Origin of the sequence: Pseudonocardia sp. ICBG1293 (assembly GCF_020131355.1) — a bacterium.
Taxonomy (GTDB): domain Bacteria; phylum Actinomycetota; class Actinomycetes; order Mycobacteriales; family Pseudonocardiaceae; genus Pseudonocardia.
The window spans coordinates 171328-191170 of sequence record NZ_JAHLEL010000054.1 but is presented as its reverse complement, the minus strand read 5'-3'; the positions used below and the strand labels follow the sequence as shown (position 1 = coordinate 191170).

General features: G+C 72.6%; 18 protein-coding genes. 9 read left to right on the top strand and 9 right to left on the bottom strand.

Annotated features, from left to right (window positions below; genetic code table 11):
- Positions 1-21 precede the first annotated feature (21 nt).
- From KPF47_RS31630 to KPF47_RS40545, 6 genes are all read right to left on the bottom strand, one after another.
- Positions 22-1047, bottom strand: coding sequence for an isopenicillin N synthase family oxygenase (locus tag KPF47_RS31630; RefSeq protein WP_224392416.1), 1026 nt, complete (start codon positions 1045-1047; stop codon positions 22-24).
- 96 nt (positions 1048-1143) lie between these two features.
- Positions 1144-2376, bottom strand: a complete 1233-nt coding sequence (locus KPF47_RS31625) for an IS110 family transposase (protein WP_224386690.1) — start codon at positions 2374-2376, stop codon at positions 1144-1146.
- A gap of 300 nt (positions 2377-2676) precedes the next feature.
- Complete coding sequence (locus KPF47_RS31620; RefSeq protein WP_224392415.1) at positions 2677-3351, bottom strand: class F sortase; 675 nt, start codon at positions 3349-3351, stop codon at positions 2677-2679.
- 109 nt (positions 3352-3460) lie between these two features.
- The gene (locus KPF47_RS31615; RefSeq protein ID WP_224392414.1) at positions 3461-4261 is read right to left on the bottom strand and encodes a hypothetical protein; all 801 of its coding nucleotides are present in this window, start codon (positions 4259-4261) and stop codon (positions 3461-3463) included.
- A 179-nt stretch (positions 4262-4440) separates the two neighbouring features.
- Positions 4441-4686 (bottom strand): hypothetical protein, encoded by a 246-nt coding sequence (locus KPF47_RS31610; RefSeq protein ID WP_224392413.1) that lies wholly within the window; start codon positions 4684-4686, stop codon positions 4441-4443.
- Between the two features lie 65 nt (positions 4687-4751).
- Positions 4752-5597 carry a helix-turn-helix transcriptional regulator gene (locus KPF47_RS40545; RefSeq protein ID WP_224392412.1) on the bottom strand — a complete coding sequence of 282 codons (846 nt, stop codon included), beginning with the start codon at positions 5595-5597 and terminating at the stop codon, positions 4752-4754.
- 307 nt (positions 5598-5904) lie between these two features.
- On the opposite strand from KPF47_RS40545, the gene KPF47_RS31600 reads away from it, so the two are divergent.
- Positions 5905-7662, top strand: coding sequence for an AMP-binding protein (locus KPF47_RS31600; RefSeq protein ID WP_374108925.1), 1758 nt, complete (start codon positions 5905-5907; stop codon positions 7660-7662).
- A gap of 150 nt (positions 7663-7812) precedes the next feature.
- On the top strand, positions 7813-8928 hold the full coding sequence (locus tag KPF47_RS31595; protein WP_224392411.1) for an Ldh family oxidoreductase: 1116 nt from the start codon (positions 7813-7815) through the stop codon (positions 8926-8928).
- A 54-nt stretch (positions 8929-8982) separates the two neighbouring features.
- Here KPF47_RS31595 and KPF47_RS31590 read toward each other — a convergent pair whose 3' ends face one another.
- A complete protein-coding gene (locus tag KPF47_RS31590) occupies positions 8983-9729 on the bottom strand; it encodes an IclR family transcriptional regulator (RefSeq protein ID WP_224392410.1) in 747 nt (248 codons plus the stop codon).
- Positions 9730-9916: 187 nt separating this feature from the next.
- Here KPF47_RS31590 and KPF47_RS31585 point away from each other — a divergent pair, with 187 nt between their 5' ends.
- The 3 genes from KPF47_RS31585 to KPF47_RS31575 are packed head-to-tail and all read left to right on the top strand — an operon-like array spanning position 9917 to position 12999.
- Complete coding sequence (locus tag KPF47_RS31585; RefSeq protein WP_224392409.1) at positions 9917-11260, top strand: TRAP transporter large permease subunit; 1344 nt, start codon at positions 9917-9919, stop codon at positions 11258-11260.
- 50 nt (positions 11261-11310) lie between these two features.
- Entirely contained in the window at positions 11311-11598 is a 288-nt protein-coding gene (locus KPF47_RS31580) for a hypothetical protein (protein WP_224392408.1), read from the top strand.
- A 54-nt stretch (positions 11599-11652) separates the two neighbouring features.
- Complete coding sequence (locus tag KPF47_RS31575) at positions 11653-12999, top strand: DUF1932 domain-containing protein (protein ID WP_224392407.1); 1347 nt, start codon at positions 11653-11655, stop codon at positions 12997-12999.
- 85 nt (positions 13000-13084) lie between these two features.
- On the opposite strand, the gene KPF47_RS31570 is transcribed toward KPF47_RS31575, so the two are convergent.
- Positions 13085-14419: an SLC13 family permease gene (locus KPF47_RS31570; RefSeq protein WP_224392406.1), complete on the bottom strand. Its 1335-nt coding sequence runs from the start codon at positions 14417-14419 to the stop codon at positions 13085-13087.
- A gap of 7 nt (positions 14420-14426) precedes the next feature.
- Positions 14427-15218 carry an Asp/Glu racemase gene (locus tag KPF47_RS31565; protein WP_305080489.1) on the bottom strand — a complete coding sequence of 264 codons (792 nt, stop codon included), beginning with the start codon at positions 15216-15218 and terminating at the stop codon, positions 14427-14429.
- Between the two features lie 117 nt (positions 15219-15335).
- Here KPF47_RS31565 and KPF47_RS31560 point away from each other — a divergent pair, with 117 nt between their 5' ends.
- The 4 genes from KPF47_RS31560 (at position 15336) to KPF47_RS31545 (ending at position 19801) form a co-directional block, all read left to right on the top strand.
- Entirely contained in the window at positions 15336-16121 is a 786-nt protein-coding gene (locus KPF47_RS31560; RefSeq protein ID WP_224392405.1) for an IclR family transcriptional regulator, read from the top strand.
- A 113-nt stretch (positions 16122-16234) separates the two neighbouring features.
- On the top strand, positions 16235-17299 hold the full coding sequence (locus KPF47_RS31555) for an IS630 family transposase (protein ID WP_255661090.1): 1065 nt from the start codon (positions 16235-16237) through the stop codon (positions 17297-17299).
- Positions 17300-17361: 62 nt separating this feature from the next.
- Positions 17362-18150, top strand: a complete 789-nt coding sequence (locus KPF47_RS31550) for a LuxR C-terminal-related transcriptional regulator (protein ID WP_224392403.1) — start codon at positions 17362-17364, stop codon at positions 18148-18150.
- Between the two features lie 115 nt (positions 18151-18265).
- Positions 18266-19801, top strand: a complete 1536-nt coding sequence (locus tag KPF47_RS31545) for a class I adenylate-forming enzyme family protein (protein ID WP_224392402.1) — start codon at positions 18266-18268, stop codon at positions 19799-19801.
- The last annotated feature ends 42 nt before the right edge of the window (positions 19802-19843 follow it).

Below are 19843 nucleotides of genomic sequence, written 5' to 3'. Positions count from 1 at the left end.
ACACCGCACGACGACCGCGGGTCAGCCCCGTCGCGCCAGCACGTCGGACCAGTGCCGCTGGGCGACCCGGGGGTGGGAGCGCAGCCAGCCGGTCAGCGCGTTCTCCCCGTAGCGGGCGTCGAGCGGGTTGTCGGCGTCCTCGGTGACCCCGCGGGCCTCCGCCGCCAGCTCGGCCGGCAGGTCGAGCGGCGCGACGACCGCGTCCAGGCGCGGTGCGAGGAAGAACGGCACCGACACCCGGTCCACCCCGGGCGGCGGGGAGACCACCCGGTGCCGGGTCGCGGTGAGGTAGCCGCGGGTGGCGATCTCCAGCATCTCGCCGATGTTCACCACGAAGGCACCCGGCACCGGGACCGCGTCGATCCAGCCGCCGTCCGGCCCCTCGACCTGGAGGCCGCCGACACCGTCCTGCTGCAGCAGCGCGAGGTAGCCGTAGTCCTTGTGGGTGCCGACGCCCTGGTCGGAGTCCGGGGCGGGGCGGCCCGGGTAGCGCACGATCTTCAGGTGCAGCGAGGACTCCTCGTCGAACCAGCCGTCGAAGTAGGTCTCCTCCTGACCCAGTGCGGCGGCCAGTGCGCGCAGCACCTCACGGGAGACCCGCAGCGCCTCGGCCTGCCAGCGCAACACGACCCCGCGCAGCTCGGGCAGGGCCGGCGGCCACTGGTTGGGTCCGACCAGCCGCAGCCAGTCCGGATCCCCGGGGCCGGGTTCGACCGCGTCGCGCTCCGGTCCGATGTCGATCTGCTCGCGCCAGTCGGCGGTGCCGCCGGTGCGCTCGGTCCCGGTACGGGTGTAGCCGCGGAACTGGGGCGAGTGCACGTTCTCGATCGCGAGGCGGTCCTCGATCGGCAGCGCGAAGAAGCGGCGGGCGAGCGCGTCCATGTCGGCGAGCACGTCGTCGGCGACGCCGTGCCCGGTGACGGAGAAGAACCCGACCTCGCGGGCGGCGCGGCGCAGCTCCGCCAGGAACGCGGCCCGCTCGTCCGCACCCGCGCGGAAGCGGGACAGGTCGACGACCGGGAGCCGGTCGGTGGTCAGGGGCGGCATGGGGCCTCCGACGGGGTGGCGGGCACCTCGGACGTGGTGCGCCGGGCGCATCCCAGCCAACCCGGACGGCGCGGGGGGGGTGTCTCTATGGGTTCGTCAAGCGGCGGCGAGTTCTGGATCGGGGTTGTTGACCGTGGGCGGGTTGTAGGGGCGGCGGTCGCGGAGCATGGCGTAGATGACGTCGGTGCGGCGTCGGGCGAGGCAGATCAGGGCGGCGTTGTGTCGTTTGCCGGCGGCTCGTTTGCGGTCGTAGTAGGCGCGGCTGGCGGGGTCGGCCAGGGCGGCGAATGCGGACAGGAACAGCGCGGATTTCAGGGCGTGGTTGCCGCGCTGGGATCGGGTTTCGCCTTTGATCGAGGTGCCGGAGCGGCGGGTGACTGGGGCGAGGCCGGCGTAAGCGGCGAGGTGCCCGGCGGTGGGGAACCCGGAGCCGTCGCCGACGATGGTGAGGATCTTGATGGCGGTCCTGACCCCGAGTCCGGGCATCGAGGTCAGGACCGGTCCAAGAGGGTGGGCCTCCAGGCGGGCTTCGAGCTCGTCGGCGAGCTGGTCGCGTTCGGTGTGGACCTGGCGCAGCTGCCCGGCGACGCCGGTGATGACACGGGCGAACGCGGCCGTGCCGGGAACGGTCAGGCTCTGGGCGTCGAGCGAGGTCAGGATCTGGGCGGGAAGGGTGCGGGCCAGTCGAGGCGACCGGGCCCGCATCGTCTCGGCGATCCCGTCAGCGCCGAGCTCTCGCAGGGCTTGCGGGGTGGGCGCGGCCGCGAGCAGGTCGAGCACGCCACCGCGGTCCAGGCGTGGCCCGAGCAGGCGTTCCAGGGCGGGATGAACATGCAGCAGGGCGTCGCGCAGCCGGTTCGTCAGCCGGGTGCTCTGCCCAGCCAGGTCATCGTCGTAACCGGCGAGCACAGTGAGTTCGGCGAGGGTCTCGTCGTCGGTGCCGACCCGGCGCAGGGTGTGCGGCATCGTCCGGGCGGCCTCGGCGATCACGTGGGCGTCGCGGGCGTCGGTCTTGGCCTGCCCGGGATGCAGGTCGGCGATGCGGCGCATCGCCAGCCCGGGCAGGTAGGCCACCGTGATCCCCAGATCACGAGCGACGGCGATGGCCAGCGCTCCGATCGAGGCGGGCTGGTCGATGACCATCAGCACCGCGCCGTGCTCGGCCAGCCCGGACAGCACGGTGCGCAGCGCCGATTCGTCGTTGGGCAGGGCCTTGTCGTGCACCCGCTTCCCGTTGGTGTCGACCGCGCAGGCGTGGTGTTCGGACTTGCCCACGTCCAGGCCGCAGAACACCGCGAACCCGGTCGGGTGCTGGTCAGGATCGGGCAACCGCCGCTCCCTTCTCGTCGCGGCAGGCCGACCACGAGCACCCGCGCCGGCAGCCACGTTACGAGCAGACCACACGGGTCAGGTCTCTATCAGCGGTCGTTGGCGCCCTCCGGCCACGGCGACAACACCCCCCAGATCATCGGGCGACAGGGGCAGTCAGTCATACCGCGGCCGGCGGCCTGCAAGCCCTCAGCGGGCTTGATCAAGAAGGTAACGGGGGCGTCAAGACGCCGGTGGTCCGCTACCGGGGCCCCGGCTGCGGCCGGTGGCGGCGGGCCGGCCGGGGAACGACCGGCGTGATCAGCCGCGGCTGCTGCCGACGAGATGGGCGAACACCACGGTGTTGTCCCGGTAACTGCGCACGCTCGAGTCGAATGCACCACCGCAGGTGATCAGCCGCAGTTCTGCCCGGTCGACGTCGCCGTACACGGATTCGGTCGGAAACGCATTCTTGGGAAAGGAGCGGACGGCGTCGACGCGGAACGTCGCGGAGATCCCGTCGGCCCGCGTCACGGTGATCTCCTCGCCCGGGCGCATCCGGCCGAGGTCGTAGAACACCGACGGGCCGTCGGCGGCGGAGTCGACGTGCCCCAGGATGACCGACGGACCGCGGAAGCCCGGTGCCGAGGAACCGCGGTACCAGGACGCCCGGTCGTAGCCGGGCCCCGGGGCCGGCACCTCCAGCGTGCCGTCCGGTGCGAGGCCGGACTGGTCGACGACCGACTCGACCCCGATGGACGGGATCGAGATCGACCGGGGCGGTGAGGGCGGGAGCACCTCGCCGACCGGACGGGCCCCCGCGGGTGCGGTGCCGACCACGGCGGCCCCCGCCGGTCCGGCGGCCGCGGCCACCGGCTCCGGGGGACCACCGGCGGTCAGGGCCGACACGAGCACGACCACTCCCGCGACGGCCGACAGCAGTGCGCCCAGCGGGACGAGCAGCCGTCGAGCGCCGGACGGAGGTGGTGGGGTCATCGCGGGCTCCGGTCGTGAGGCCGATCAGGGGAACCGGTCGGCGGGGTCACCGCGACCGGAGCCGGGGGTGCCGCCCGTCCGGGCGGACGGGCGGCACCCCCGGTGGGGCTCAGTGCCCGCGGACGCCGCGGCGGCGGACGACCAGCACCAGCGCGGAACCGGCCAGCAGCGCCACACCGGTCGCGACCAGCGCGCCGTCGGTGCCGGAGGTGCTGCCACCGCCGGTCTCGACACCGCCCTGCGGCATCGGCATGGTCCCGCTCGTCGTGTTCACGACGATCGTCGCGATGCCGATGGTGGTGCCGCCCTTGAGCGCGTCGGTCTGGAAGGCGCCGTTCAGGGCCTCCGCGGCCCCGGCGTTCAGGGTGACGGTGGTGCCGGTCAGCGTCGCGGTCCCGGCCGACTGGTCGATCGTGATCGGCTTCAGCGTCGAGCCGTTCAGGTCGAACAGGGTGGTCGACTCGGCGACGGTCTGGCCGCCGGCGCGGACCCGGCCGGTCAGCACCGCGGGGTCACCCGGGTCGATCACGAAGTTGTCCAGCGTGACCTCGGTGTCCCCCTTGGTCAGGGTCAGCCCGCTGCCCTGGTGCTCGATCCGGCCCTGCACGTAGGGCAGGACCTCGTCCGGCTTGTAGACGGTCACGTTGCCGCCGGTGATCGGGAACGAGGCGGTGCCGTCGGCGATCGAGGCCGACCCGAACGGTCCGGGGGTGACGTCGAGGGAGGTCAGCGCATCGGTGAAGCCCTTGTCCAGCGCCACCGAGGTGCTCTTGCCGGTCAGGTTGGAGATCATCGCGACCGGCGGGGGGTTCTCCTGGGCGGAGGCGACACCGGCGCCCAGCGCGCTCGTCGCGGCGACGACGAGACCGATCGTGGCCAGGCCGAGTACACGTCGTAGGGAATTCGGCATTGCGGTTCTCCTCGGTTCGCGCCGACCGACGGGCGATTCCCGGCGACCTCTGCCCCGTTGTTCGACGACCGGGGACGAAAGGTTCGGAAGAATTCGCAACACGGGGTGCCGGGCCCCGGACAATCACCGCGGGTGACGTATTCCGGGTATTTTGACGGCGGAGCGTGCGCGGCCGGCGCTCAGCCGTCGGGACGACCCGCCTCGCGGTGCCGGATGCGCGCCTCCATCTCGGCGACGCCCTCGGCGAACCGCTCGGCGTAGATCTCCTCCACGACGGCGGCACCGGCGGCGGTGACGGCACCGTCGGCCTCGATCAGTCCGCGGTCGCGCAGCAGCCGGGCCACCGGCGCCCGCAGCTGGTCGACGGCGGTGTCCCGGGAGTCGAGCAACTCCAGAGCACGGGCCTGCTCGGTGGACAGGTACATCGGCCTCACCCCCGCCCGTGGGTTCGCACCCGGGCCGGGAACGGTTCACCGCATTCGCCGAACGGTCAGATCAGCCCGGCCGCACGGGCCGCGATGACCGCCCGGGCCCGGTTGCGGGTGTCCAGCTTGTGCATCGCGCTGTGCAGGTACGCCTTGACCGTCCCCACGGTGATCCCGAGCTGCGCGGCGATCTCGGCGTTCGTCGCGCCCACCGCGACGTGCTGCAATGCCTCGATCTCCCGTGGTGCCAGGACCGGCGTCCCACCGCCGGGCCGGCCCGCCGCCCGGGACCCCGCCAGGCCGTCGTGGATCCGGCTCAACCGGTCGCGCAGCTGCAGGTCGTCGGTGGTCGCGATGAGCGCGGCGAGCTCCCGCAGCGCGCCGGCCCGGCCCTCGGCGTCGGCGACGACCGGGGGCGTGACGACCGGCGGATCGTGCCGGTCGAGCAGCGCCGTGGCGTCCCGGGCGATGGCGGCGACGACGACGCCGGCGTTGCGGACGGCGGCGTCGCCGATCGGCCGGTGCTCGCGCATCGCCCCGTACACCACCCCGCGTACCGAGCCGTGCACGACGACCGGGTAGGCCAGGATCGACGCGAGCCGCTCGTGCTCGACGACGACGTGGTCGTAGTCGTGGGTGATGCCCGCGGTCGAGGCGTAGTCGCTCACCCGGCACGGGATCCGGCGGGCCATCGCGGCGCCACCGAGGCCACGCCCGGTCAGGACGTTCAGCAGCCGCGGCGAGTCACCGGCGGTGCCGATCAGCTGGTTGATCGTCAGCTGCTGCCCGTCGCCCACCGTCCGGGTCGTCCCCCCGAAGACGACCGGAAGGCCGGTCGTCGAGCTGAGCTCGTGGAGCCGCCGGGACATCACCCTGTCCAGGGCCCTGGCGACGGCGTCGTCGTCCCACACGGGTCCTCCTCCCGTCCGCGCGGGCGGCTCTCGGCCCGCGCAGTGTCAGCGTGGCACCGGCGCGGGCGTCGGGCCAGGTCACCGCTCCCCACCGGGTGGGGGCCGGGGTCCCGCGACTACCGACTTCGGTTGGTAGCGGCGCTCCGCGGACTGCGGCCAGTCTCCTCCCCGACAGATCCGGCCGCGCTCGACGAGGAGCACGCATGCACACCACCACCGCCCCGGTGCCCCTCTGACCGACGCGATGCCGGCGACCGCGACACCCGCGGCCCGACCCATCCCACCGACCAGGAGGACGTCCGCACCCATGGGCAACCACGAGATCTACCGCGACGCCCGTGACCGGCTCGTCGCACTGTACGGCGAGCACGAGAAGGCCGTCGCCGACTTCGACTGGCCGCGGTTCGACGGGCCGTTCCAGTGGGCGCACGACTGGTTCGACGTGATCGCCGACGGCGAGACCCGCACGGCGCTGCGCATCGTCGAGGAGGACGGCGCCGAGGGCGCCTGGACCTTCGACGAGCTGCGCCGCCGCTCCAACCGGCTGGCGCGCTGGCTCGCCTCGCAAGGCGTCGGGCGCGGGGACAGCGTGATGGTCATGCTGGGCAACCGTGTCGAGCTGTGGGAGTCGATGCTCGCGATCATGAAGCTCGGTGCGGTGATCATGCCGACGACCACCGCGCTCGGCGCCGTCGACCTGCCGGGCCGCCTGGAGCGCGGCCGTGCACGGTTCGTGATCGCGGACGCGTCCTGCACGGGCAGGTTCGCCGGCCTGCTCGACGGGCTCACCGCGGTCGCGGTCGGCGGGTCCGCCGAGGGCTGGCTGGACTACACCGACGCCCACGGCATCGACGACGCGCCCGTCGAGCACCCGGGCACCACCGCCGAGGACCGGCTGCTGCTGTACTTCACCTCCGGCACCACCAGCCGGCCGAAGCTGGTCGAGCACACCCAGTCGTCGTACCCGGTCGGGCACCTGTCCACCATGTACTGGCTCGGCCTCGCCCCGGGCGACGTGCACCTGAACATCAGCTCGCCGGGCTGGGCCAAGCACGCCTGGAGCTGCTTCTTCGCACCGTGGATCGCCGGGGCGACGATCTTCCTCTACAACTACACCCGCTTCGACGCGGCGTCGCTGCTCGGCCGGATCCGGGAGGAGGGCGTCACCACGTTCTGCGCCCCGCCGACGGTCTGGCGGATGCTGATCAAGGCCGACCTGTCCGGCGGGCCCGGCTCGCTGCGCGAGGTCATCGCGGCGGGCGAGCCGCTGAACCCGGAGATCATCGAGCAGGTGCGGGCGCAGTGGGGCCTGACCCTGCGCGACGGCTTCGGCCAGACCGAGACGACGGCGTCGGTGGGCAACACACCCGGCTCCGTGGTCAAGCCCGGGTCGATGGGACGCCCGCTGCCCGGCGTCCCGGTGGTACTGGTCGACGAGCTCACCGGCGGGGTGTCCGACACCGAGGGGGAGATCTGCATCGACCTGTCCCGGCGCCCCACCAGCCTCATGACCGGGTACCTGGACATGCCGGAACGGACCGCGGAGGCGATGGCCGGCGGCTACTACCACACCGGCGACACCGCGACCCGTGACGCGGACGGCTACCTGTTCTACGTCGGTCGCACCGACGACGTGTTCAAGGCCAGCGACTACAAGATCTCGCCGTTCGAGCTGGAGAGCGTGCTCGTCGAGCATCCGGCGGTGCTGGAGGCGGCCGTGGTGCCGCAGCCCGACCCGGTCCGGCTCGCCGTGCCGAAGGCCTACGTCGCGCTCGCCCCCGGCCACGAGCCGACCCGCGAGACCGCGGCCGCGATCCTCGCCCACGCCCGCGACCACCTGGCGCCCTACCTGCGGGTCCGGCGCATCGAGTTCTTCGAGCTGCCGAAGACGATCTCCGGGAAGATCCGTCGGGTCGAGCTGCGGGCCCGGGAGCGCGACGAGGCCGCGGCGGCTGCCGGCGGGGGAGTGGCGCTACGAGGACTTCCCGGAGCTGAAGGGCTGACCGCCCGCTCCGGGGAGCGGTCCGGGGCGGACCCGCCGAGCCGCCCCGGACCGGACGGGTGACCCGTCCCGGCGACGGGCCGTCCGTGACCGGATCTCTCATCAGCTGGAAACTGCTACCGTTCAGCGGTAGACAGCCGGGTCGTCCCACGGTGCGGTCCCCCGCCGTCGCTCGCGCGACGACCGGTGCGGCCGAGCGAGGTGAGGACCCCCGTGGACAGGCTCCGGTTCCGTGCGGACACCATCAGTGCCCAGATCTCCGGCGTCCTGACGGCGTGGGGGATGGCTCCGGAACAGGTCGCGACCACGGCCGCGGTGATGACGCACACCGACCTCTCGGGGATCGACTCGCACGGGATATCGATGCTGATGTCCTACGAGACGCTGCGGCGCTCGGAACGGCTCCGGCTCGACGCCCGGCCGGAGGTCGTCCGCCGGACCGCCGCGATGGCGTTGATCGACGCGCAGGGAGGGCTCGGTCATCCGGCTGCGGTCGTCGCGACGGACCTGGCGGTCGAGATGGCCCGCGCCGCCGGCGTCGGCGTGGTGTCGGTGCGCAACTCCCACCACTTCGGCGCGGCCGGCCACTACGCCGCGATGGCGGCCGAGGCCGGGATGATCGGCCTGGTGACGACGTCGGCGAAGATCGTGAACGTCGTACCGACCGGTGGTGCGCTCCCGCGCCTGACCACCAACCCGATCGCGTTCGCCGCGCCCGCGCGGCACAACCCGCCGTTCGTGCTGGACATGTCGACCAGCACGGTCGCCTCGAACAAGATCAAGGTCTACGACCTGCTCGGCCGGCCGGTGCCGCAGGGCTGGGTGACCGACGAGGCGGGCGACCCGGTCACCGATCCCGGTACCGCGATGGCCTACATCCACGAGCACCTCCACGGGGGGCTCACCCCGCTGGGAGGTGACGGTGTCACCGGTGGCCACAAGGGTTACGGCCTGGCCGTCATGGTCCAGATCCTGAGCGCCGCACTGTCGGGTGCCGACTTCGCCGCCCGTCGTCCCCGCGGCGCCCCGGAGGACATCGGACATTTCTTCCTCGCGCTCGACCCGTCCGTCCTGCGCCCCGACGGCGGATACCTCGACGACGTCGACGAGCTGCTCGACACACTCCGGGCGACGCCACCCGTGGACGCCGAGGTGCCCGTCGTGGTCGCGGGCGACCCCGAACGCCGGCACCGCGAGGACCGGACCGAACACGGCGTCCCCCTGCCCGACAGCCTGCTCCGCAAGCTCGAGGCCGTCTGTGGGCGGGCCCGGGTCCCCTTCCTCCTCGACGCCGCCCACGCGCAGAACCGGCGGTCGGCCACCTCGTGACCGGCGGCGGGATCGTCGAGCCGGTCCGTCGGCACCGTCTTCCCGGGCCGGGCCTCAGCCGGCGGGGACCGTACGGCTGATGGCCAGCGCGGCCCGCTGCACCTCGAGGCCGAGCGCAGCCGTGCGGCTCTCGGGGACGTCCTCGGCGTAGCCCGCCACCTGCACGGCGGCCCGGACGTCGCCGTGCAGCGGGATCGCCGCGGCGACGCTGGCGACCCCGGGGGCCCGCTCGTTGTAGGCCACCGAGTAGCCGAGTTCCCGGGTGCGTGCGAGGTCGGCCAGTACCGCCTCGACGTCGGGGGCCGGGTACTCCGCGGTCTCCTCGAGGCTCTCCAGCAGCGCGCGGGCGTCCTCCGCGGTGCGCTGGGCCAGCAGCGCCTTGCCGGCGCCGAGGTGCAACGGCAGCCGGGCCCCGACCGGCAGCTCGTACCGGAGCCTGCGCTGCGCGTGCGCCCGGGTCAGGACGACCCGGGTGTCGTCGTACTCCCGGAACAGCGACGCGGTCAGCCCCGTCTCGACCGCCAGGTCGATGAGGACCGGGCTCGCGGCGAACAGCAGCGGGTTGGTCGTGAGGTAGGCGTGCGCACCGAAGGTGAGGGCGACGCCGGGACGGTAGCCGGCACCGTCGCGCTCGACCCGGTCCCGCGACTCGAGGACCGACAGGATCCGCTGCGCGGTGGGTACCGGCAGCCCCGCGCGCCGCGCGATCTCGGTGAGCCGCAGCGGTTGGCGCGCCCCGTCGAGCACCTCCAGTACGTCGATGGCCCGTTCCAGGGACCGCATCGTCGAGCTCTTCTCCACGCCGTCCCACCTTCGTCGCCGACTACGCGGGGCCACCTTCTCACACAGTGGTAGGTCGCTTCGTCGATACGACGACACGGCCTCTTGACAGGGTCAGGCAGACCGCCCAAACTCATTCCGCGAGCAAGCCTTCCATTCTGTGAGACTTTCTCATCAGAGTCCAACATCGACGTCGGGACTGGTTCACATGCCGATCGCGCTCCTAGCGCTCTGTGCGTTCATCGCCGTCATCGTGATCTGGAACGTGGTGCTGCGCCGGAACATGGGCGAGGCCATGCTCCTCGGTCTGGTGGTCACGGCGTTGTTCGCCGGAACCGGGGCACCCCGGGCCCTGCTGGACGGCATGGTCGGCGCCCTGGAGCACGAGGTGCTCTTCGCCGCGATGGCGTTCGTTCTGATGGCGTACGTGATCGACCGCCTCGGGCTCATCCAGCGGCTGCTGGCGGTCCTCAACTCGGTGTTCGGGCGCCTGCGGGGCGGCCCCGCCCTGGTGGACACCGCGGGGTCGGCCGTCATGGGGGCGTTGTCGGGGTCCAACTCCGGCAACACCGCCGCGACCGGCTCCTTCACGGGGCCGTGGATGGTGCGCAGCGGCTGGGACCCGGCGCGCAGTGCCACGGTGCTCGCCGGGAACGGCGGCATGGGTGCGGCGCTCCCGCCGAGCGCCTCGATGGTCATCATGATCGGCTTCGCCGGCTCCATGGTGACCACCGGCCAGATCTACCTCGCCCTGCTCATGGCCGGGGTCTACCAGATCGTGTGGCGCTTCCTGCTGATCTACTGGTTCGTCCACCGCGACGGCATCACCCGGGTCGACGACGAGGCGATCACCCCGCTGCGCACCAGCCTCCGCACGGCGGGTACCGCTCCGCTGATCATGATCGGTGCGTTCGTACCGATCTTCCTCACCGTCGGGCCGCTGGCTGAGGTCCTCGGGGCGGACACCCGTCTCGGCGACTCGCTCGGCGACATCTCCATCCTGATCTGGATCCCGATGCTGATCACGGGGATCGCGCTGGTCGTCGGTCGCAAGCAGCTGCCGCGCACCCGTGCGGGCTGGTTCGAGTTCACCACCGGCGCCATGCCCCGCCTCGCGGTCATCGGCTCACTGCTGTTCTTCGCCGTCGCGGCCAGCGAGGTGCTCAACGGGCTCGGACTCTCCGACGACGTCGACCGCATCCTGGGCGGTCTCGCCATCAACCAGTACGTGATGGTCCTGATCGTCGCGGTGCTGGTGGCGGTGGTGGCCGGGCCGCTGTCCTCGACCGCGACGCTGACGGCGGTCGGCCAGGTGTCCCTGCTCGCGCTGGTCGCGGTCGGCGTGGACCCCGTCCTCGCCGTGACGGCGATCCTCGTGTTCGCCTCGACCGAGGGCGCGTCCCCGCCGGCCTCCGGGTCGATCTTCGTCGCGGCCGGGCTCACCGGTGCGAAGCCGGAGAAGACCTTCGTCCCGCTGATCGTCTACTACATGCTCCCCGTCCTGCTGATCGGATGCCTGATCGCGTGGGGCGTCCTGCCGGTGCCGCTGTGAACGGCGAGCCACACCGCCCGCACCCCGCCGAGTCCCGAGGAGACGAGCCGATGTCGGCCACCACCCACACCAGCCCGGTCGGCGCACGCGACCGCGCGCGGTCCGTCGTCAGGATCCTGTTCGTCGCGGCGATGGCGGTGTTCGTCCTCATCGGCGCCACGCTCGTCGCCGTCCAGGCGGTCGGCGTCGTCCTGGTGCAGCCCGCGCTCGTCTCGGGGGCCTCGGACGCGCTGCTCGTCCCGGCCATCGGCGCCGCGATCGTCTTCGGGCTCATCGCCTTCGGTGGTGGCTATCTGGAGGACCGCCCGTCCTCCGGCGACGCGTCGACCGGGGACTGACACCGGGCGATCCCGTCGCCCGTCCGCCCGCTCCATCTCGAGAAAGGCTCTCTCATGCACGCCACCGTTCTGGGACTCGGCGAGGCCGGCGCCGTCTACGCCTCCGGCCTCGCGGCACACGGATGGACAGTGACCGGCTACGACCCCGCGTCGGTCCCCACCCCGGTGGGGGTGCGGCGGGAGTCCGATCCCGCCGACGCCGTGCGCGGCGCCGAGCTGGTGCTCAGCCTCGTCGGTGGCCGGCACGCGCAGGTGGCGGCCGAGGCCGTCGCCCCGCACCTCGCCGGGGCGGCCGTCTACGCCGACATGAACGCCGGGGAGCCGTCGGGCAAGCTGGTGATCGCCGACGCCGTCGGGGTGGACCGGTTCGCCGACGTCTCGGTGATCGGACCGGTGCCGCGCCACGGCATCGCGACGAGCGTGGTGATCAGCGGGAGCGGGTCCGCGTCCGCGGCGGAGCGGTTCCGTTCCTTCGGCGCCGAGGTCGACGACATCGGGGGCGCGCCCGGTGAGGCGTCGGCGCGCAAGCTGCTGCGCACGACGTGGATGAAGGGTCTCGGAGCGCTCATCACCGAGGCGCTGCGGGCCGGACGGGCGGCCGGTGCCGAGGAGTGGGTCGCCCGCCAGATCGACGGGGAGCTGGCCGACGGCACGGCCACCCGGGAGCGCCTGCACACCGGTACGGCCAAGCACGCCGGGCGCCGCGCCGGCGAGTCCGACGCGGCCGCCCGCCTGCTCGACCGGCTGGGCGTGGCGCCGGGCATGACCCGCGCGACGGCGCAGCTGCACCACGCCCTCGCCGACGAGCAGCTCGTCGACCAGGCCGCGCTCCTGGACACCTACCGCGGGCTCGCGGTGGCGACGATCGGCGACGCCCAGGACCGCATGGGCATGATGGACGGCGGCATCCACGCCCTCTACAAGGGCGCCCGCGCGGTCGGCCGGGCCCGCACCGTGTGGGTCCGCAGCGGGGACAACGCGGCGATCCACCGGGCGCTGCAGAACGTCCGGCGCGGTGAGCTGATCGTGGTCAACGGGCACGGCGACACCACGCGGGCCCTGATCGGGGAGCTCATCGCGGAGCGGGCACTGGCCCGCGGCGTGACCGGCATGGTGATCGACGGGGCGGCTCGCGACGTCGTCGAGCTGGAGAAGATCGGCTTCCCGGTGTGGGCGCGGGCGACCACACCGGCCGGGCCGTTCAAGCACGGTCCCGGCCGGATCGACGAGCCGGTCGCGGTCGGTGGGGTCGTGGTGCAGCCCGGTGACGTCGTCGCCGCCGACGACGACGGCGTCATCGTCGTCCCCGCGGCCCACGCCGCCGCGACCGCGGTCCGCGCCCAGGAGGTGACCGCCGACGAGGAGCGGCGCCGGTCCGCGATCCGCGCCGGAGCGGCCTGATCCCGAGGGGCCCCGGGGATGCCGCGGCCCCACCGGGCGCCACGGCCCGGCCCGGGCCCTGGGCGCCCGGTCGGCGTCGGCGACCTCAGCCGCTGCCGAGCTGCACGAACAGCAGCCAGGCGACCACCGGCACGATCGCGATCATGGCGATCGCCCAGAGCAGCAGGGCGCGGAAGAACATCCGCTCCAGCCGGGGCGGCGCGCTCGCCATCAGCAGCGCGCCGCTGGTCGACATGGGACTGGTGTCCACCACCGACGAGCTGATGCCGACCGCCGTGACGACGCCGACCACCGACAGGGTCGGGTCCGCCGCGATCGGGGCGACGACGGGGCCGATCACCGTCAGGGTGCCGGTCGTCGAGGCGAACGCCGAGGCCAGCCCCACGACGTAGCTGACCGCCAGCGCGGCGAGCGACGCGTTGCCGAGACCGGCGATGCCCTCCTGGAGGTCGTCGAGGGCGCCGATGGTCTCCAGCATGCCGACGTAGGTGACGATGCCGGTCACCAGCAGGATGGCCGACCAGGGCATGGCGTCGATGACGGGCTTCTGCACCGAGGGGCGCACGATGATGAGGACCAGGGCGATGACCAGCGTCGCCACCCCGACGTCGATCCCGAGCACGGTGGTGAGGACGAGCAGCGAGCCCATCCCGACGAGGGTCAGGATCCGCATCGGGGTGGCCCGGACCCGGGTGATCCCGGAGACGGCCGTGCGTTCGGCCACCGCGGTGGCCGCGCCGCCGCCCGGACCGGGCTCCCGCCCGGCCGTCGGGCCGTCGGTGTCGCCCGCCGGGGTCGCGGCGGACGACCGCCGGTCGAGCCACCCGACGGCGGACTGCACGACCGCGTAGGCGACGACGGCCAGCACCGCGTTGAACGCGAACACCGACAGGAACAGCCGCAGGGTCGCGTCGCCACCGGCCTGGTCGAGCATGTCGTTGGCGATGACGCCGAACGGGTTGACCGGGGAGAACGCGCCCGCGTTCGCGCCCTGGATGACGACCAGCCCCATCGCGAGCGAGCTGATCCCGAACCGGGAGCCCAGGGCCAGGGCGACGGGCGCGACGATGGCGATCGCCGCCGGGGTGAACGCGCCGGCGGCGGCCAGCAGCGCGGCCAGGGCGAACATGAGGACGGGGACCAGCAGCCGGCGGCCGCCCGCGAGCCGCTCGGCCCAGTAGGCCATCAGGTCGATGGTCCCGGTCTCCCGGACGATGCCGAACAGCAGCGTCGCCCCGACCAGGATGAGGAACAGCCCGGCGGGGAACTCGCCGATGACGTCGGAGAGCGGCAGGCCGGCGGCCAGGGAACCGACCCCGAACGCCGCGACGAGCGCGAGCAGGCCCGCGCTGATGCTGGTCAGCGAACCGATGGCGAACGCGGCGACGAGCACGAGGAAGGCGAGCACGGAGAGTGTCATGACGCCCTCATCCCGCCAGCAGGCGGCCGGCGCCGCTGATCGCGGGGGTGTGTCCGAGCGCCCGGAGCACCTCGTGGGTGGTCGCGGTGGCCGCGGTCACCACCGGCAGCCCGAGCTCGTCCTCCACTGCCTGGACGGCGGGCAGCGACGGCATCTGCACGCACGCGGACAGGACGACGGCCTCCGCCCCCTCGAGCCGGAGCCTGCGGGCGATCCCGGGTAGCGCACCGGGGTCGAGGCAGCCGACGGCGAGGTTGTCGTCGACCTCCAGGCTCGTCGCGTCCAGCACCTCGATGCCCGAGCCCTCGACGTAGTCGGCGACCATCCGGGTGAGCGGCCGCATGTAGGGCGTGATCATCGCGACGCGGCCGACGCCCATCCCGGTCAGCGTGCGGACCAGGGCCCCGGCGCTGCTGACGACCTCGGCGGGGTGGCCGTTGCCGGCGGCCGCCTCGGCGATCAGCCGCTCGGACTCCGCGTGCGCGCCCGGGCCCTGGGCCATGACGGCCACGAGGCAGGCGTAGGCGATGACGTCGACGTCGACGTCGGCGTCGGACACGGCCACCGCGCACTCGGCGGCCTTCCCGACCATCGCGAGCAGCTCCTCGCGGGTCACGTTCTTCAGTGCCGCGCGTGCGGAGTGGAACGTGTACCGGTGCCCGGTGGCCGCGGTCTGACGGGCGAACAGCTCGGGGAGCTCGGTCTCCATCGTCGTGTTCGAGCTCGGGACGATCAGGCCGACGCGGGTCGGCCGAGGGGGCGACGCTCCGGGGGCTCCGGGCTGCGCGAAACCGGTCATGTGCGGGGACCTCACTCCGTTGTGCCGTGATCTGAACCCGCATAGTGGGTGGCCATCCCAGAATCCGGGCTATAGGCTGCGATGTCAACAGGCGACCGACGGCCGGAGGGTGATCTCGTGACGGGGAGCAAGGGGGACGGGCGCGGTGGCACGCTGGTGTTGCGCAAGATCAGCTCGATCCTCGACAGCTTCACCCTGGAGTCCCCCGAGCCCACGCTGCGGGACCTGGCGAAGGCGACCGGGCTGCCGTCGAGCACGTGTCAGCGCCTCGTGCAGGACCTGGTGGCCGAGGGCTATCTCGACCGCGACGGCGACCGCTACCGGATCGGGATCGCGCTGGTGCGCTGGGCCGCGCCGGGGGCACTCGGGCTCGACGCGGTCCGGCTGCTCCGGCCGCTCCTGGCGGACCTGCGCGACCAGACCGGCGAGAGCGCCTGCCTCTACGTCCGTGACGGCACCTTCCGGACGATCGTCGCCGTCGCCGAGACCCGGCACGTCGTGATGCGGCCGTTCCGGGTCGGCATGGTCATGCCGATCCACGCCGGCGCGCCCGGCAAGGTGTTCCTCGCCTTCGATCCGGGCGCCCGGAGCGAGCTGGGGGAGGCCACGCTCGAGCGGTTCACCGACCGCACCCCGGCCTCGACCGTGGAGCTGGACCGGCAGCTCGACGAGGTGCGCGACGCCGGTGTCGCGGTGGCGTTCGGGGAACGGCATCCCGACGTCGGCTCGGTCGCCGCCCCGGTCCGCGACCACACCGGGGACCTCGCCGTGGTCCTCGGCGTGGGGTTCCCGACCTCCCGTATCGGCCCGGCCGACGTCGAACGGCTCGTCGGCCCGGTCGTCACCGCCGCCCGCGACGCGACCCACGAGCTGGGGGGCCGTCCGCCCGCCGACCGGGGCTGAGCCCGGGGCGCTCCGTCCCGGACGGGATGCGTCCGAGGCGCTGATAGTTCTAGTGTTGCGGTAACTAGGTTACTTTACTCACGGGCTGGTTTACGGGATCATGAGCTGTGCCGTTGACTGTGACCGTGGACGTTCCGGCCGCCGACCGCGAGGTGTTGGAGTCCTGGCTGCGTTCCTCGTCGGTTTCGGCGGGACTGGCCCGACGGGGCAGGATCGTGTTGCTGGCCGCGGACGGGGTGGCGGTCAAGGACATCGTCACACTGGTCGGGGCGTCGAAGGCGACGGTGATCGGGTGGAAGAAGCGTTACGCCGCTGAGGGGATCGCCGGGCTGGCCGACCGGCCCAAGGCGGGCCGGCCGCCGGTGATCGACGAGGTCGCGGTCGTGCTCGCCACGCTGGAACCGCCGCCTGAGCGGCTCGGAGTCACGCACTGGTCGTCACGGCTGCTCGGTGCCGAGCTCGGGATCTCCCACGTGTGGATCGGCAAGATTTGGCGGCGGTGGGGGCTGCAGCCGTGGAAGTCCGAGACGTTCAAGTTCTCCACCGATCCCGAGCTCGAAGCCAAGGTCCGCGACATCGTCGGGTTGTATCTGAACCCGCCGGACAAGGCCGTCGTGCTCTGCGTCGACGAGAAATCCCAGGTCCAGGCCCTGGACCGGACAGCGCCGATCCTGCCGATCATGCCCGGTATCCCGGAGAAACGGACGCATGACTACGTCCGTCACGGCACCACCACGCTGTTCGCGGCGTTAGAGGTCGCGACCGGGCGGGTCGAGCAGGCGGGCCTGCCGCGGCATCGCCATCAGGAGTTCCTGCGGTTCCTCAAGCAGGTCGCGAAGGCCTACCCGCGGCGCAAGCTGCACCTGGTGGTGGACAACTACGCGACCCACAAGCACCCCGCAGTGAAGGCCTGGCTGGCCCGCAACCCGCGGATCACCCTGCACTTCACCCCGACCTCGGGATCGTGGCTGAACATGGTCGAGGTCTTCTTCGGGGTCATCACCCGCCAGGCCATTCGCCGTGGCAGCTTCGGCAGCGTCAGAGAACTGATCGGCGCGATCGGCCAGTTCATCGACGGCTGGAACGAACGCTGCCACCCGTTCATCTGGACCAAACCCGCAGACGACCTACTCAACCACTGCCGACCCGGTCAAAGAACATCGTTTACGCGACACTAGGGACCGGAAGAATTTCTCTGCTAGGGTCAGTTTCCCTGTCCGGCCTGCGCAAGGAGGCGCCGGTGGCATCGGAGTCGGGAAGCCGGCCGGGTCTGCTGCGGACCCTCGTGGCACTCGACGCCGTGGACGTCGCGTTCGCCGCGGCGGTGGACCCGGGGACGGGGATGTTCGTCCTCGACCGGTTCGAGGGCGCGCGCACCGACCACCTGCGCGACGTCCGCAGCCTGCACGGTCACGGTCTGGGAGGCCGGTGCATCGCCCTGCGCCGTCCCGTCTTCGTGCGGGACTACGTCGAGGCGCGCGGCATCACCCACCAGTTCGATCGCCAGGTCGCGGCGGAGGGTCTGCGCGCGATCCTCGCCGTTCCGGTCGTCGACGGTGCGGGACGGGTGGAACAGGTCGTGTACAGCGCGGCCCGGCGGTCGAGCGCCTTCGGACAGCGACTCATCGACCGCGCGGTGGACCTGGTCGGGCGGTCGCGCAGCGGTCGTGACGTCGACCCGGGGCGCGCGTCCCTCGACCCCGGTGACCTGCACGAGCTGGTGACCGCGCTGTCCTCGATCGCCCGGGAGATCGCGGACCCGGGCCTGCGCAGGCGCCTGCAGGACGTCGTGGCGCGGACCCTGTCCCCGCCCGAGGAGGCACCCGTGCCGCCGGTCCGGCTGTCCCGCCGGGAGCTCGACGTGCTCACCGAGGTCGCCCGGGGACTCGGCAACCGCAGGATCGGCGAGCGACTCGGACTCACCGAGCACACCGTGAAGTCCTACCTCAAGAGCGCGATGTACAAGCTCGACAGCAGCACCCGGGGCGAGGCGGTGTTCCGGGCCCGGGGCGAGGGGCTGCTGCCCTGACCTGCTCGACCGTCCCGGCACCCGCGATCGAGGGTGTCGAGGCCGGGCCCGCGTTCCTAACCTCGCCGTCACCTCCGGCAGAGCCGCCGGGGGTGGCGGAGGCGAGGAGGCGGCGATGGATGTTCCGAGCATGATGCGCCAGTCGACGGCGTTGCACCGGGACCGGGTCGCGGTGGTCACCGAACACACCACGCTCACCTTCGGGGAAATGTGGACCCGCGGGGTGCGGCTGGCGAACGCACTGGGCGAGCTCGGTGTCGGACCGGGGGACCGGGTCGCCGGCCTGGAGGACAACACGCTGGCCGCAGCGGACCTGTTCCTGGGCGCCGCGATCGCGGGTGCGGTTCGGGTGCCGCTCTACGCCCGCAACTCCGCGGAGTCGCACGCCCACATGGTCGGGCAGACCGGCACGAAGGTCGTCCTGACCGATCACGCCTACGCCGACACGGTGGTCGACCTGCCGGACCTGGTGGGCTGCGTGGAGCACGTGGTCGTGCGGGACGACGGCTACGAGTCGTGGCTCGGGGGCCGGTCCGACGTCGACCCGGAGCTCGAGGTCGACTCCGACGCCTGGTACATCATCCGGCACTCCGCGGGGACGACCGGCAGGCCGAAGGGGATCGGGTACACCCAGCACGACTGGCTGGTGAACTGCCGCAACTGGTTCTACCGGCTCCCCAACCTGCGCTGGGGCAGCGTGGTCGGCCACGCGGGGCCGATCTCCCACGCGTCGGGCTACCTGTTCCTGCCCGCCTGGCTGCACGGCAGCACGAACCTGCTGTTCGGGGCGTTCGAGCCCGGCAAGGTCCTCGACCTGATGGAGGACCACGCCGTGACGCACATGTTCGCGCCCCCGTCGATGGTGCAGATGCTGGCGGCCGAGCCGACCGCGAAGGAACGGGACCTGCCCGCCCTGGAATGCATCCTGGTCGGCGGCGCACCGATCACCGACGCGACGGCGCAGGCCGGCCGCGCGGTGTTCGGCGACGTCCTCCACCAGGTGTTCGGCCAGACCGAGGCCGTGCCGCTGACCGTCATGACCCCGTCCGAGTGGTTCGGCGAGCACGCGGGCTCCGCCCCCCTGCGGTCGGCCGGGCGGGTACTCCCGTTCGCCCGCGTGCAGGTGCGCGACGAGGAGGGCGTCGTCCTCCCGCTCGGGGCCGAGGGCGAGCTGTGGGCGCAGGTGGAGGGGCAGATGCGCGGGTTCTGGGGGGACCCGGAGCTGACGAGCACACGGCTGGTCGACGGCTGGGTCCGTACCCGGGACATCGGCCGGATCGACGAGAACGGCTTCGTCTACATCCTGGACCGGGCCGACGACATGATCGTGTCCGGCGGGTTCAACATCTGGCCCGCCGAGCTCGAGACGGTCATCAACGACCACCCGCAGGTGATCGAGGTGGCGGTGTTCGCGGTGCCCCACGAGAAGTGGGGCGAGACGCCCATGGCGATGTGCTCGGTGGCCGAGGGGGCCACGGTCACCGAGCAGGAGATCGTCGACCTGGTCCGGGACCGGGCGGGGTCGTACAAGAAGCCGGGGCGGGTCGCGTTCACCACCGAACCGCTGCCGAAGAACGTGGTCGGCAAGCTGCTGCGCAAGTCGTTGCGCGACGCGTACTGGGCCGACGGCCAACGGGTCAGCGGGGCCTGAGAGATCCCCTGCGGACCGGCGACCACTCCAGAACGGAAGGCA